This is a genomic window from Phaeocystidibacter luteus (genome assembly GCF_008933115.1).
Taxonomy (GTDB): domain Bacteria; phylum Bacteroidota; class Bacteroidia; order Flavobacteriales; family Schleiferiaceae; genus Phaeocystidibacter; species Phaeocystidibacter luteus.
Genome location: NZ_WBVO01000013.1, coordinates 34,737 through 48,165, shown reverse-complemented (window position 1 = coordinate 48,165; position 13,429 = coordinate 34,737). Strand labels below are relative to the sequence as shown.

The window sequence follows — 13,429 nt, the reverse complement described above, 5'->3', positions numbered from 1 at the left end:
TATGGCGCAAAAAGGCAAACCGGGATTGTTCGGTAAGTTTTTGTCGGTGTTGAGCGGCAAGCCCGACGACAGCCGCGAGGATGAGACTCCGGAAGCCAAGAGTCCGTATGCTCCTAAAGAGGAAGAGCCCATCGATTTGCGATTCGTACAAACGTTTACGCAAAACGGTGGGCACTTTTTGTATTGTGAAAGTTTTGACGAGGCCATCATCAACGTGCAAAAGATTTGCATGGAAAGCCAGCTTCAACGTCTCTACGTTCCAGAAGAAAATGTGAATACCCCGCTCAAAAAAAACGGTCTCACCATCGAAGTTGAGAAGGCATCAATTTGCGATGGTGTGGCAACTACCTGCGAGGCACTTGTAGCCTTCAACGGTGGTATTATGATTACCGACCATCAATTGAGCATCTACAAGATTTCCGAACTTCCAGAAACGCATATCATTCTAGCTAGAACAAGCCAGATTGTAGACAGCCTCAGCTCAGGCATGAGTCGCATCAACAACACCTACAGAAACAATCGCCCTAATCAAATCACCACGCTCAAAGGTTCACAATCAGAGTCTGTTCGTCAAGCATCGGCAGACCCAAATAAGAATCGAACCTTATACCTCTTGTTGATTGAAGACGACCTCCAATGAGTGAATTGATAAAGCGAGGAATCTTCGGGGCGATATACGTCTTGGTGATTATCGGTGCCACTAGCATCAACCCCAAATTATCTTTTGGACTTTTCGGCCTATTCATCGTTCTTGGCTTCGCCGAGTATCGCGGCATGTTTAGAAAGAAATTCAAAATCTACTGGACCGCACTTCTCCTGCCTTTAGCCATGTGGGCAAATAGTACTTGGAAATTCTTTGGTGAAGGCGATCATCTCCCTACCATACTCATTCTGGGTATAGCCGGACTCTTGATGGAACACGTCTTCACAAAAGGCTCCGAGCATTCGGCACAAGGGTTGGGCACCAGTCTTATTGCCGCCTTTTACTTGGGCATTCCACTTTCTCTCGGACCAGAAATAGCCGTGTATAGTGGTAGCTTCGATTACTTGCCACTTTTGGGAATTTTCATTCTCATTTGGACCAACGACACCTTCGCGTACTTGGTAGGCCGAAAGCTCGGCAGGCACTCCCTTTCGAAGCGACTTTCGCCCAAAAAGAGTATCGAAGGGATGCTTGGCGGCATAGCCTTCGCCTTGCTGGGGGGATACCTATTAAGTGAATACAGCAGTAGCACACTCAACTTAAACGAATGGCTCATTTTAGCGATGATTGCCTCCATTGGCGGCACCATTGGCGATCTTTTTGAAAGTTCCCTAAAGCGATCGGCTGGTGTGAAGGATTCTGGCAACCTTATACCTGGCCATGGAGGATTGTTGGATAGAATCGATAGCTTCCTGTTCGTCGCACCATTGGCTTGGCTATATTTGTCCATCCTTTAAAACACATCCTATGAAACTCCATAGAGAAGGAAAGAAACCACTCTTTGTAGCCTTGCTCATTCTTACAGCACTTAATGTTCTCCTGAGCTTTATCGGCCTGCACGAGTACATTTTAAGCGGCTTAGTACTCGCTTCCATTGTGCTTTATGGATTCATGGTGTACTTCTTCCGAGATCCAAACCGCTATACAAATGTGGAGGCGAATCAACTTATTTGCCCAGCCGACGGAAAAGTGGTAGCAATCCAAGAAGTTGAGGAAGCCGAATTCTTTAACGACAAGAGAATCCAAGTTTCCATCTTCATGTCGCCCCTCAACGTACACGTGAACCGTTACCCGATTGGCGGAAAAGTGGTTTATTCTAAACATCACCCAGGTGCATTTCTCGTGGCTTGGCACCCAAAGTCAAGCACACTTAATGAAAGAACCACGGTTGTAGTTGAAACAGCAAACGGCGAGCAGGTAATGCATCGACAAATCGCTGGAGCTGTAGCTCGACGCATTATTAATTACGCGCAGCCTAAGCAGGTGGTAAAGACGGGACAAGAATCAGGCTTCATTCGCTTCGGCTCAAGAGTAGACATCTTGTTGCCCCTTTCGGCTAAGGTTCTCGTAAATATTGATGACAGACCCGTAGGTGGAGAAACAATTCTGGCCGAATTGTAACTTTCTGTTGATATGTCTGTTAATAGCAGGATGGCAGTGCCTTTTCGAGAGCGAGCTGTTTTTGCTTATTTTTGTTCAAAATCCGAGTTAATATGGATGAAACCTTGAATCACGAATTCAAGAAATATGTCGAATTAGGACGATCTATGCCCAAGCAGGCTCCTGATCGTATGCTTATCGCTTACGGATATTTCAAGCAGGCTACGGAAGGAGATAACACTCAAGATCGACCTACATCCAATTCGGACATTGTTCGCACTTTCATGCACGATCAGTGGAAGCGTCTTCGCGGTATGACTCGCGAGGAAGCCATGCGCAAGTACATTTCTTACATCAAGGAATTACACATGGAAACTGAAGAGACTGCAACCGCTCGCCAAAGCGCTCAATCGTAATTACTTTACGAGAGCTTCAATCCAACTTTTCGCCAATTCAAATTGCTCTGCTTGACTCATGCTTGAGTTATCAAGCAGAACGGCATCTTCGGCCATGACTAAGGGACTGTCGGCCCGGCTGCTGTCAATTCGATCGCGCTCTGTGAGGTTTTCTAGCACCTCTTCAAACGTCACCTTTTTTCCTTTAGAAGTCAGCTCCTCAAATCGGCGCTGTGCTCGAACTTCGTTGCTGGCTGACATAAATATTTTGAGATCGGCATTAGGAAACACAACTGTACCGATGTCTCTTCCATCCATAACGACGCTCTCTCCTTCCGACATTCGTCTCTGTTGGTCTACTAGCGCCTTTCGTATGGCACTAACCGCACTCACATAGCTCACGCGAGAAGACACCTCCATGGCACGAATTTCATCTTCCACATCGCTTCCGTTCAACTTGGTTCGATTCGCGCCATGCGCATCGCGGTAAAAGGAAATCGTTGTCTCTTTCAACAATTGCTCTACTTCGCTAGCATCTTTTCCAAATCTTTCAGGGTCAGAAAGCAAACCCTTTCGCAATGCGGCTAGGGTAATTGCACGGTACATCGCGCCTGTATCCACATAAATAAATCCGAAATGCTTTGCGAGGCCCTTAGCTAGTGTGCTCTTTCCGGTAGAGGAATGCCCATCGATAGCTATGGTTAGGTTCTTTCCACTCATGATTAAGATCCGAAGTCGTGCAGGTCAACAGTCACCCCAATGTGATGCATTCTGCCTGAAACGTGTATGTATTGGTTACCGTAGTTCAAATGGAATTTCGAAAGTTTCAATCCCAACCCAAAGGTAAGCCCTGCAGAAGTGCGACGGCTTGGTATGGTCATCTCCGCCCTTCTTCTAAAACTGTATCCGATCTGAAAATTCAATCGCTTACCCAACGACAAGTCTCCCGAAACCGAAAGGTGTCTCAAGAGCATATCGCCAAAGGTCGGTTCTTCGTAGGTGCTCTGTCCCGTAATTGGATCTCGGTTTACCGCATTGGGGTCAAAATACGTGAGATCCCATCGCTGGAGATTCTCCAATTGAATCGTCCATCTGAATGGCAAGTGTTTAAATCTATTTGAAACAGCGAACTGGAGCTCGAAGGGCAATGACTCCCTTTCTCCAGCATAGCTCGCCAGTTGAAATCCGATGTTCTTGGCGATAAATGCAAACGCGAAACGCTGTTTAGGGATTTGGTAGACTGCCGCCAAATCTGTGGCTACACCAAAGCTCGTGTAGCTCTCGTACACCGAGTTAATGAGTTTGAAACTTGCTCCGAACTGCCAATTGGAATCGAGGGAATACGAATATGCGCCGTTCAACAACTGGTCAGAAGCTCTAAAGGTGCCCAGTGGGTTTCCGGCGATATCGGTCGCCTGAAACGAACCGTAGTCCAAATACCTGAAGCCAACCATAATGTTGTGCTTCTCACCGTAGCCAAAGCCGTAGGCAGCTTCAGCGGAATTTATACTTCCTGGGATATTTACGTAGCTAAAACCGATCTGTTTGCGGTGCTCTTCGCGCAACAGCGCAGGATTCAACCAAACGAATTGAATATCCCCTTCTACCGAAGCCAGTCCGGCTTGAGCCAAAGAGGCTGGCCGAGCAGCTGTAGTAAGATTCAAAAACGCGTACGTGGAGTTCCCGCCAACTTGCGCAAATGCGCTCGTGGCAAGCAATAGAATAAAGGAAGAGGTTAAAATCCTGAGCCTTGTAAACATGAGAGGAAGGTAGTTTTTTCCAACCAAAAAACGGAAGACCGCCCGTTTTATTGGGCGGTCTTTGCAGTCTTCTTCTCTTCCGGCACAAGCTGAATATTATGCTTCGGTTTTTGATTCGTCAAACTCAGTTCAACTACTTGGCTCATCGTATCTACATAATGGAAGGTCATACCCTTGATGTAATCGGCATTGATCTCCTCAATATCCTTTCTGTTCTGCTCACAAAGAATGATCTCCTTGATCTCCGCACGCTTTGCAGCGAGGATCTTCTCCTTGATTCCGCCTACTGGCAACACTTTGCCTCGAAGCGTAATCTCACCCGTCATCGCCAATCTTGCCTTGACTCTTCGCTGAGTAAACAAGCTCGCAAGGGCTGTGAGGATGGTAATTCCGGCAGATGGACCGTCTTTCGGAACAGCTCCTTCCGGAACGTGAATATTGATATCCCAATACTTGAAGGCCTCAAATGGAATTCCAAACTCTTCGGAATGTGACTTGAGGTAAGCGAGCGCAATGGTTGCTGACTCCTTCATCACATCACCAAGGTTTCCTGTAATGGTAGTCTTTCCATTACCTCGGTGGAGAGAACTTTCGATGAAAAGAATGTCCCCTCCAACCGGCGTCCACGCCAATCCGGTTACCACTCCTGCAACATCGTTCCCTTGATATCTGTCGTGTGTAAAGCGCGGAGCCTTCAGGATTTCACGAATGGTCTCCTTCGTCACTTTGGGGCTGTATTCCTCCTCCATGGCAATCGACTTCGCGGCGTGACGGATCAACCGCGCCAATTGCTTTTCGAGGCCTCTAACACCCGATTCACGTGTGTACGATTCAATTACGGTCGAGAGCTCGCGCTTACCAACAACCGCCTGAGTTTTCTTCAACCCGTGCTCACGTAAAAGCTTTGGCCAAAGGTGTTGCTTTCCGATTTCGACTTTCTCCTCTTGGGTGTATCCGGTGATATCGATAATCTCCATCCTATCGCGAAGCGCAGGTTGAATTGAACCCAAGTTATTTGCCGTAGCTATGAAGAGCACCTTGCTCAAATCATATCCCAGCTCTACGAAGTTATCGTAGAAAGCACTGTTCTGCTCTGGATCCAAAACTTCGAGCATGGCTGAGCTTGGATCGCCCTGGCCTCCATAAGTGAGCTTATCGATTTCATCCAGAACAAAAACAGGATTCGAAGTTCCAGCCTTCTTCAAACTCTGGATGATGCGGCCTGGCATAGCGCCGATGTATGTTTTTCGGTGTCCACGGATTTCAGCCTCATCGCGCAGACCTCCAAGCGAAATTCGGATGTATTCTCTACCCAATGCTTCGGCAACACTTTTTCCAAGGCTCGTCTTTCCGACTCCCGGAGGGCCATAAAGACAAAGGATTGGGCTCTTCATGTCGTTCTTAAGCTTGAGAACGGCGAGATACTCAATGATTCGTTCTTTGACCTCATCCAAACCATAATGGTCGCGATCGAGAATCTTTCGCGCTCTCTTCAGGTCAAAATTATCTTTAGAGAATTCGTTCCAAGGTAGATCCAGGAGTAACTCCAAGTAATTTCTTTGGATGCTGTATTCTGGAACTTGAGGATTCAAGCGCTGGAGCTTGGTGAGTTCCTTCTCGAAATGCTCGCCTGTCTTAGCATCCCATTGCTTTTCGGAGGCGCGGTTACGCATCTCTTCAATTTCGGCCTCGATAGAATTTCCTCCCAGTTCCTCCTGGATCGTTCTCATTTGTTGCTGAAGGAAATACTCCCGCTGTTGCTGGTCAAATTCAGAACGAACTTTGGTTTGAATCTCGTTCTTCACTTCCAAAATTTGGAGCTCGCGTGTAAGCTGTTCGAGAACAATCTTGGCACGCTGACGAAGGCTGTTGGTTTCAAGGAGATTCTGTTTCCCTTCAACTTCCATCGACATATTTGAGGCGATGAAATGCAATAGGAAAGTATCGCTTGTGATATTCTTTAGGGCCCCTTGAGCCTCGGTAGGAATCTGTGGCGATTCCTCAATAATGCGATTTGCAAGCTCCTTGATCGAATCGATTTGACCCGTAAAAACGGTATCGTCTTCCACTGGCTTTTCCTCTGGAATCAACTCAATCTTAGCCTTGTGGTAGGGTTCGGATGCAATGATTTCAGTGATACGAAATCTGCGTTTCCCTTGAATAATGATGGTGGTGTTTCCATCGGGCATCTTGAAACTGCGAACAATCTTAGCGAGTGTGCCTACTTCGTACATATCGCCAAAACCCGGATTCTCGGTGTCTACATCGCGTTGTGCCACCACCCCAACGAGCTTGTCTGGTGTAGCTTGAACGTCCTCAATGAGCCGAATTGATTTGTCACGTCCGGCTGTAATTGGACTTACAACTCCAGGAAAGAGTACGGTATTTCTGAGTGGCAGGATTGGAATTTCGGTCGGAATTTCCTGCTCGTTTATTTCGTTCTCTGCTTCGTTGGTCACAAGAGGAATGAATTCGGTCTCTTGAGACAGCAGGCTTGAAAGTGAAAATTTTTCCATTATCGTGTCGCTTGCGCGTTTTTGTCTTTAGGTCAAATTGACAGCAGCGAATGCTGAAATCAATTGAACACCGTCGATTATCGCGGTGGACACTAGTAGGTCAAGCTACGTGCCAAGGGTGGGCGACTGCAATAATGTCCGACAACCTGCAGAAGGGTGTCAGTTATTTGAAATTGCGATACTGAGCTGTTTCGTTGTAGATGTGTTCAATGACCACCTGCCACTCTTCGGTGAGGGCTTTGTTTCTTCTGGCCATAACGAGTTTCATGGTTTCCATGGCTTTATCAACTCGATACTCCATAAAACCAGAGGCTCCGCCCCAAGCGAAACTAGGAACGAAGTTTCTTGGGAATCCGCTGCCGAAAATGTTCGCGCTTACACCTACCACAGTTCCGGTGTTGAACATGGTATTAATGCCACACTTGCTATGATCACCCATGATGAGTCCGCAGAATTGCAGACCGGTTTTATCGAAGCCGCCGCGTCCATAGTTCCACAGCTTTACCTCATCATAGTTATTCTTGAGATTGCTATTGTTGGTATCAGCACCTAGATTACACCATTCTCCTAGAACAGAGTTACCGAGGAATCCATCATGACCTTTGTTCGAATAACCAAAGATGACGGAGTTGCTTACTTCGCCGCCAACTTTGGAATGAGGACCGATTGTGGTTGGACCATAAATCTTTGCGCCGAGTTTGAGGGTGGCATGCTCGCAGAGCGCTAGTCCGCCTCTCACTAAAGATCCTTCCATCACTTCTGCTTCTTTGCCGATGTAAATTGGGCCTGATGTAGAATTTAGAACGGACGCTTCAACCTTAGCACCTGGCTCGAGAAAGACTTTGTCGCCAATGACCGTATTGGTAGATGAAATCTCTGCGGAGGTACGCCCTTCTGTGAGGAAATTGAAATCGCGTTCGAGCTCACTGCCATTCTTGGAAAAAATATCCCAAGGTTTCGCCATTTGCGTAATGGGCTGGGAGTATTCGATTCGTGTGAGATTCTCAGGTGAAAGGACATCGGCAACACGACCTTTTTCAAGATAGGCGGCGATTAGAACGTCACCAGAAAACAGACCTTCACCTTCCTTCAGCTCGATCACTTTGGCGAGCAACCTCATATCTGGACAAACCGATCCGTTGACCAGGAGGTTATTGTTCGCTAAATGAACTGGGAATAGGGATGACAAATACGACTGCGTCATGTATGAAGCCTTCGCCTCTAGCCTCTTCTCCCACTTTTCCTTGATGGTTAGAATACCCACTCTCATATCCGCAACGGGACGAGTAAAGGTTAGTGGAAGCAATTGATTTCTTTCGGGACCGTCGAACAGAATGAGGTTCATAGGACGCTATCGTTAGTTGTTCGGGATAAAGTTACGGGATTGAATGCGAATAAAACATAGGCTTTCATGCCCTTCAGGCGGAGGGATTATAACCCCCATCCGATCCAATGCCCGGCACGCGCTAAAGCACCGTGCTTATCATTATGGATTTTCGTGCAGCTATCCATTTCATGACACAAGACCACATACCCCTAATTAATCTCGGGCTAAAGCCAAGAGGCTTATAGAATTATCCCCTCCGGGGATTGGCGGCGGGATTAAAACCCTCGTCCCACGCCCGGCATGCGCTAAAGCAACATGCCTGTCATTATGGATTCTCGTGCAGCTATCCATTTCATAACACATGTAGGCAATCCCTACGTCTGTTTTGCGATTTATACGCACTCCGATGATTTTAATGTTGCGGTTTTGCGGCTTGCTCGACCACCGGCGGGAGAAACCCACCACGCACATCCCCTGCGAACTCTCTCCACCACGTACTCCTCTTCATCTCTGCGAGAGACCACCGTGCGCTCATTCAACCTCGGGCTAAAGCCACGAGGCTAATAGAATTATCCCCTCCGGGGATTGGCGGCGGGATTAAAACCCTCGTCCCACGCCCGGCATGCGCTAAAGCAACATGCCTGTCATCATGGATTCTCGTGCAGCTATCCATTTCATAACACATGTAGGCAATCCCAAGTCTGTTTTGCGATTTATACGCACTCCGATGATTTTAATGTTGCGGTTTTGCGGCTTGCTCGACCACCGGCGGGAGAAACCCACCACGCACATCCCCTGCGAACTCTCTCCACCACGTACAGCTCCTTTTCTCCGCGAGAGACCTCCGTGCCCTCCGTGTCTCTGTGTGAGGTCCTCCCTCCATCCAAAAAAAAATCCCAACGTTTCCGTCGGGATTCTCATATGCTGTAAGTGAAATTCGCTTACTTCTTGAACTTCGCGTATCGGTTGCGGAACTTGTCCACACGACCTGCGGTGTCGATCATCTTCACCTTACCAGTGTAGAATGGGTGTGAGTAAGCAGAAATTTCCATCTTCACCAAAGGATACTCTGTTCCTTCAATTTCGATAGTGTCTTTCGTGTTCGCGCAAGAACGAGTGATGAAGTAATCTTCAGTACCCATGTCCTTGAAGCAAACCATACGATAGTTCTCTGGGTGAATTCCTTGTTTCATTTTTCTATTCTTTATGACTGAGGTTTTGGCCCCAATCCCATTTATTTCCGAAAGCGGACGGCAAAATTAATTCAAATTTCTTTAATACCAATACATTTGAATTGAAGATTATGCTTCTCCCAAGTGTCTGGCATGCAAGTTATTCGACTCCCGCAAAGGTCTGCATAATTTCTTTCACCATTTCGAGTTAGCCTCCTGTACCGCGCTTACTTATCTTTGACAACGTGAAAAGACTACTCTTACCCCTTTTCATCCTCGGGATGATATTCCTCGGCTCCTGCCGCAAAGAACAAGACTTTGTGCGCCAGAGTGTTGACTTACGTTTCTCGGCCGACACTATCTTTCTCGACACCGTATTCACCCAGGTAGGGTCATCCACCCGAACACTTCGCGTGTTCAACCCTACCAATGAAGATGTCTACATCGATCGCATTTCACTTGGCAGAGGCAATGCAAGCTATTACCGACTGAACGTCAACGGTACTCCAACAAAGAACATCACCGATGTTGAACTTCTCGCAAAGGACAGCATCACCATACGAATCGAAGTTACTGCCGATGTTGGCCTGTCTAACGAAATTCTCTACACCGATTCTATCATCTTTAATACACTGGGCAACATTCAAGATGTTGATCTTGTAACCCTAGCTCGCGACGCACATTTCTATTATCCCACCAATGTGCTAGTCATCCCACAGCCCGAACCGTTCCCCGACATCCGAATTCCATATTCAGTTCTCGATTGCAACTCTACCTGGGCCGCTGATAAGCCACACGTAGTTTATGGATATGCCGTTGTAGATAGTGGTTGCGTTCTGAATGTCCAGCCCGGTGTGGAACTTCACTTTCATTCTCAAAGTGGCTTATGGGTTACTGGGGGCGGACAATTACTCATGGATGGTGGCGATCTCGGAAATATTGATAGCGACCCCATCGTCGTTCAAGGGGATAGACTCGAACCTTTCTACGAGAATGTTCCAGGGCAGTGGGGCGGAATTCTGGGAGGTATCTTTATTCAAAGCGGAAGCACTGGAAACGTGATTCGGAACACCATTATAAAAAATGCTACTACAGCTTTACGGGTAGACAGTACAACTGCCGCGGCACCGAATCTTCTGGTAGAAAATGCTCAGGTCCTCAACTCAAGCCGAGTGGGAATTTATGGCGGCTATGCCAACGTTCAAGCCCGTAATGTAGTGGTTGGGAACAGCGGAGTATATGGGCTTTATGCGCTTGGCGGCAATTACGACTTCATCCATTGCACTTTCGCGAATTACTCCGTTGGCGGAAGAAGTACTCCATCTATTGGGCTCTTCAATTATTTTGAAACAAGTCCGGGTACTAGGTTTGTACGCGACATTGAAAGTGCCCAATTCGAGAACACCATCGTTTACGGAAACAGAAGAGTAGAATTCGGTGTGGGCCTAGACAATGCGGCCGATTTGAACTTTCAATTCGTCGATTGCTTTATACGACTAGAAGAAAACCCAATCGACAATGCATTTGATCGAGAGGATCAGAATCTGTTTACGAATTGCACCCTTGACACCGATCCGCGCTTCGAGGATTTTCAAAATCAGAATTATCAGCTCGACAGCATTTCGCCGGCATTAGACGTGGCGAATCCAACCATCGCTCAAGGTGTGCCCAACGATATCGTCAAGGTCAGTCGGGTGAACAATCCCGACGTCGGCGCATACGAACGTCAGTGAAGCTTCGACAAGAAGCTTACCGTATCAATGCCATCCGCATACTCCCACAACTTTGGCGATTGTGATTCGCCGAAGCCCACTGTCGGAAGATCTGCCCATTCCGTAGGCCCAACAATACATTGAATAGAGTCTGCAGCTTGAACGAGTTGATTGTGGACGGCATTGATGTCTGAGTAACGCTCATAATGAACCGTCCCAACCGGCGTAGATAGATGCTCGTGTTCGCGCATAATCACAAAACCGTTCTCCAAGAAAGGCTTGCGATCTAAGAGCAGAATCGCTCGATGGTAATCGTAGTTGTTTCCGTACTTGTTATTCTGAACCACATCTTGATGAGGCATCCATGCACCAAATATTCGATCGAGTTCAAAATCTTCGGGAATGTAGATCTTGCTTACCGAGCGGCACCCCATCCCGAAGTATCGGAACACGTCTTCGCCTAGGGCTACCAAGGTTTCTTCGGATTCGTCTCCTTTCAAAACCGCTGCACTTTTTCTATTCTTTCGAATGATGTTGGGATACTTACCGAAATAATGTTCGAAGTACCGAGCCGTATTGTCAGATCCTGTGGCAATCACAGCATCAATCGAGTTCAAGCGCTCCGCCCATTCAATTCCTGAAGTGATTTCGGGCGAATTGGCCAGCAAGGCAGGTATCAACTGGTTGTCGTCACCGCTCATCTTCACCACAGCCGTATGTCCCGTAAGGGATACCGTGAGCAAATCGTGAAGCCCTACTAACGGGATATTTCCAGCCATCACGATTCCCACCCGCTTCGGACTTTCAGTTTCAAAGGTTCCATCTGGATATCGAGATATCCATTCGCTAAGGGAAGAATCCGATAACGCATTGCTCCATTCGCGAAGAGCGTGAAGAACTTGTGACTTTTCAAACCAGCCGTTGTGATGAACGGCCATATTCACTTTTTTCAATAGTTCTTCTTGCCAGGCGGTGTTAACTTCGGGCTGAACTGCCAGAAAATCTGATAGTTGCGTGCCCAAACTTTTCCACTCTTCAAACCTCTTGTTGAACTTCTGCATGCGATGTGTAGTTGTTACCTTTGTGCAAAGGTAAAACAACATGCCATGGCCATAAAGATTACAGACGAATGTATCAACTGCGGTGCTTGCGAGCCGGAGTGTCCAAATAATGCTATTTACGAAGGTGCGATGGAATGGAGATTCTCCGACGGCACCGATCTCAAGGGAAACATTGTAACCCCCGGAGGTAATGAGTATGATGCGGAAGAAGCTCAAGAGCCGGTTGACTACGATGTATATTACATTGTTACAGATAAATGCACCGAGTGTGTAGGCTTCCACGAAGAGCCACAGTGCGCAGAGGTTTGTCCCGTAGACTGCTGCGTTCCCGATGAAGCAAACGAGGAAACAGAAGATCAACTTGTAGCGAAGAAAGACTTCATGCACCTCTAAAAAATTCCGAGGCGTCGCCTGAGACGTATCCTCTCAGCTTGCACTAAGCGGCGTCTCGGTTTATACTTCTGGCGTAGTACTTGCGTTGTAGCCATCATGAGATTATACTCCACCCTATTGCTTTCGGTATTGACTATCTCACTGTGGGCCCAAGAGGCCGACAGCGTGTACAATGCCCTTCTGCCAATTCTCAAAGAGGAGGGTCAGAACAGCAGAATGCTCCCCACACAGGAAGAGCGCAATGAGGCCGCACAGAAGTTCATCGATGCGCTTGACGAAATTTGCTCCTATCCCGAAGCGATGAACTTTACATTCGACGGTGTTTCAAACATGTCGATTCTCCAATCGCCCGACGAGCACCTTCGACTCTTCACTTTCATGGTTCCGCAACGGAACCTCACCTATGCTCACCACGGGTACCTCATTTATGACGGTGGCGAAGAGTACAAGCACATTGAACTAATCGACAATGCCATGGGCGGCAGAGCGCTCACCTTTCGCCTACTTCCACCAACTCAGTGGTTTGGTGGTTTGTACTACGACATTATAGAACAAGAGAAAGACGACCAAACCGTGTATTTCCTGCTAGGGTACAGATCAGAATCTGCCCAGCTTCAAATGAAATTTATTGACGCCGTCACCTTCACCGACGGACTCGTAAGGTTCGGTTCTAAATCGTTCAAAGTTGGGACGTTCAACGACTTTGAAAACAGCATGCCGCCTTACCGACTCATGATGTACTATTCTGCAGAGTACGGCGCCATGATGCAGTGGGATTCCAATTTCAAAGGCATCATCATGGATCATGTTGCCCCGCCAGACGCCGCCCAGAAAGGGCTGTACATATCATACGGACCTGACTTCACCTATGATGGTTTGCGATGGGAAGACGAAAACTGGCATTTGGAAGAAGGCATCCAGTTTGAAAATGAAATGGAAACGCTTCCGCCAGACTCAAACGTGCCCACAGACTTAGGTCCTCGTCGGCAATAATCCCCTTTTTTTATTTC

13 protein-coding genes are annotated in these 13,429 nt (G+C 47.5%); 7 read left to right on the top strand and 6 right to left on the bottom strand.

Going from position 1 to position 13,429, the window contains the following annotated elements:
* Nucleotide 1: 1 nt before the first annotated feature.
* The 4 genes from F8C67_RS13135 (at nt 2) to F8C67_RS13120 (ending at nt 2,499) form a co-directional block, all read left to right on the top strand.
* A complete protein-coding gene (locus tag F8C67_RS13135; protein WP_151668321.1) occupies nt 2–640 on the top strand; it encodes an LUD domain-containing protein in 639 nt (212 codons plus the stop codon).
* A complete protein-coding gene (locus F8C67_RS13130) occupies nt 637–1,440 on the top strand; it encodes a phosphatidate cytidylyltransferase (RefSeq protein WP_151668320.1) in 804 nt (267 codons plus the stop codon). The genes F8C67_RS13135 and F8C67_RS13130 overlap by 4 nt, the downstream gene beginning before the upstream one ends.
* 10 nt (nt 1,441–1,450) lie before the next feature.
* Nucleotides 1,451–2,104 (top strand): phosphatidylserine decarboxylase family protein, encoded by a 654-nt coding sequence (locus F8C67_RS13125; protein WP_151668319.1) that lies wholly within the window; start codon nt 1,451–1,453, stop codon nt 2,102–2,104.
* A gap of 92 nt (nt 2,105–2,196) precedes the next feature.
* Entirely contained in the window at nt 2,197–2,499 is a 303-nt protein-coding gene (locus tag F8C67_RS13120) for an acyl-CoA-binding protein (RefSeq protein ID WP_151668318.1), read from the top strand.
* On the opposite strand, the gene cmk is transcribed toward F8C67_RS13120, so the two are convergent.
* The 5 genes from cmk to F8C67_RS13095 form a co-directional block, all read right to left on the bottom strand.
* The gene (gene cmk, locus F8C67_RS13115; RefSeq protein WP_151668317.1) at nt 2,500–3,198 is read right to left on the bottom strand and encodes a (d)CMP kinase; all 699 of its coding nucleotides are present in this window, start codon (nt 3,196–3,198) and stop codon (nt 2,500–2,502) included.
* Nucleotides 3,199–3,200: 2 nt separating this feature from the next.
* Nucleotides 3,201–4,238: a type IX secretion system protein PorQ gene (gene porQ, locus F8C67_RS13110; RefSeq protein WP_151668316.1), complete on the bottom strand. Its 1,038-nt coding sequence runs from the start codon at nt 4,236–4,238 to the stop codon at nt 3,201–3,203.
* Between the two features lie 47 nt (nt 4,239–4,285).
* Nucleotides 4,286–6,754 (bottom strand): endopeptidase La, encoded by a 2,469-nt coding sequence (gene lon / locus F8C67_RS13105; protein WP_151668315.1) that lies wholly within the window; start codon nt 6,752–6,754, stop codon nt 4,286–4,288.
* A gap of 163 nt (nt 6,755–6,917) precedes the next feature.
* A complete protein-coding gene (locus F8C67_RS13100) occupies nt 6,918–8,099 on the bottom strand; it encodes a GlmU family protein (protein WP_151668314.1) in 1,182 nt (393 codons plus the stop codon).
* Nucleotides 8,100–9,022: 923 nt separating this feature from the next.
* A complete protein-coding gene (locus F8C67_RS13095; RefSeq protein WP_151668313.1) occupies nt 9,023–9,274 on the bottom strand; it encodes a type B 50S ribosomal protein L31 in 252 nt (83 codons plus the stop codon).
* A 224-nt stretch (nt 9,275–9,498) separates the two neighbouring features.
* Here F8C67_RS13095 and F8C67_RS13090 point away from each other — a divergent pair, with 224 nt between their 5' ends.
* Entirely contained in the window at nt 9,499–10,986 is a 1,488-nt protein-coding gene (locus tag F8C67_RS13090; RefSeq protein WP_151668312.1) for a right-handed parallel beta-helix repeat-containing protein, read from the top strand.
* Here F8C67_RS13090 and F8C67_RS13085 read toward each other — a convergent pair.
* Complete coding sequence (locus tag F8C67_RS13085) at nt 10,980–12,026, bottom strand: acyl-CoA reductase (RefSeq protein WP_170266464.1); 1,047 nt, start codon at nt 12,024–12,026, stop codon at nt 10,980–10,982. The genes F8C67_RS13090 and F8C67_RS13085 overlap by 7 nt on opposite strands.
* A gap of 45 nt (nt 12,027–12,071) precedes the next feature.
* Between F8C67_RS13085 and F8C67_RS13080 the strand changes: the two genes are divergently transcribed.
* Both F8C67_RS13080 and F8C67_RS13075 read left to right on the top strand, forming a co-directional pair.
* The gene (locus F8C67_RS13080; RefSeq protein WP_151668310.1) at nt 12,072–12,419 is read left to right on the top strand and encodes a 4Fe-4S binding protein; all 348 of its coding nucleotides are present in this window, start codon (nt 12,072–12,074) and stop codon (nt 12,417–12,419) included.
* 96 nt (nt 12,420–12,515) lie between these two features.
* On the top strand, nt 12,516–13,412 hold the full coding sequence (locus F8C67_RS13075; RefSeq protein WP_151668309.1) for a hypothetical protein: 897 nt from the start codon (nt 12,516–12,518) through the stop codon (nt 13,410–13,412).
* Nucleotides 13,413–13,429: the final 17 nt, after the last annotated feature.

Coding starts and splice junctions, on each gene's coding strand:
- F8C67_RS13135 (WP_151668321.1), top strand. CDS start 2: ATGGCGCAAAAAGGCAAACCGGGATTGTTCGGTAAGTTTTTGTCGGTG.
- F8C67_RS13130 (WP_151668320.1), top strand. CDS start 637: ATGAGTGAATTGATAAAGCGAGGAATCTTCGGGGCGATATACGTCTTG.
- F8C67_RS13125 (WP_151668319.1), top strand. CDS start 1,451: ATGAAACTCCATAGAGAAGGAAAGAAACCACTCTTTGTAGCCTTGCTC.
- F8C67_RS13120 (WP_151668318.1), top strand. CDS start 2,197: ATGGATGAAACCTTGAATCACGAATTCAAGAAATATGTCGAATTAGGA.
- cmk (WP_151668317.1), bottom strand. CDS start 3,198: ATGAGTGGAAAGAACCTAACCATAGCTATCGATGGGCATTCCTCTACC.
- porQ (WP_151668316.1), bottom strand. CDS start 4,238: ATGTTTACAAGGCTCAGGATTTTAACCTCTTCCTTTATTCTATTGCTT.
- lon (WP_151668315.1), bottom strand. CDS start 6,754: ATGGAAAAATTTTCACTTTCAAGCCTGCTGTCTCAAGAGACCGAATTC.
- F8C67_RS13100 (WP_151668314.1), bottom strand. CDS start 8,099: ATGAACCTCATTCTGTTCGACGGTCCCGAAAGAAATCAATTGCTTCCA.
- F8C67_RS13095 (WP_151668313.1), bottom strand. CDS start 9,274: ATGAAACAAGGAATTCACCCAGAGAACTATCGTATGGTTTGCTTCAAG.
- F8C67_RS13085 (WP_170266464.1), bottom strand. CDS start 12,026: ATGCAGAAGTTCAACAAGAGGTTTGAAGAGTGGAAAAGTTTGGGCACG.
- F8C67_RS13080 (WP_151668310.1), top strand. CDS start 12,072: ATGGCCATAAAGATTACAGACGAATGTATCAACTGCGGTGCTTGCGAG.
- F8C67_RS13075 (WP_151668309.1), top strand. CDS start 12,516: ATGAGATTATACTCCACCCTATTGCTTTCGGTATTGACTATCTCACTG.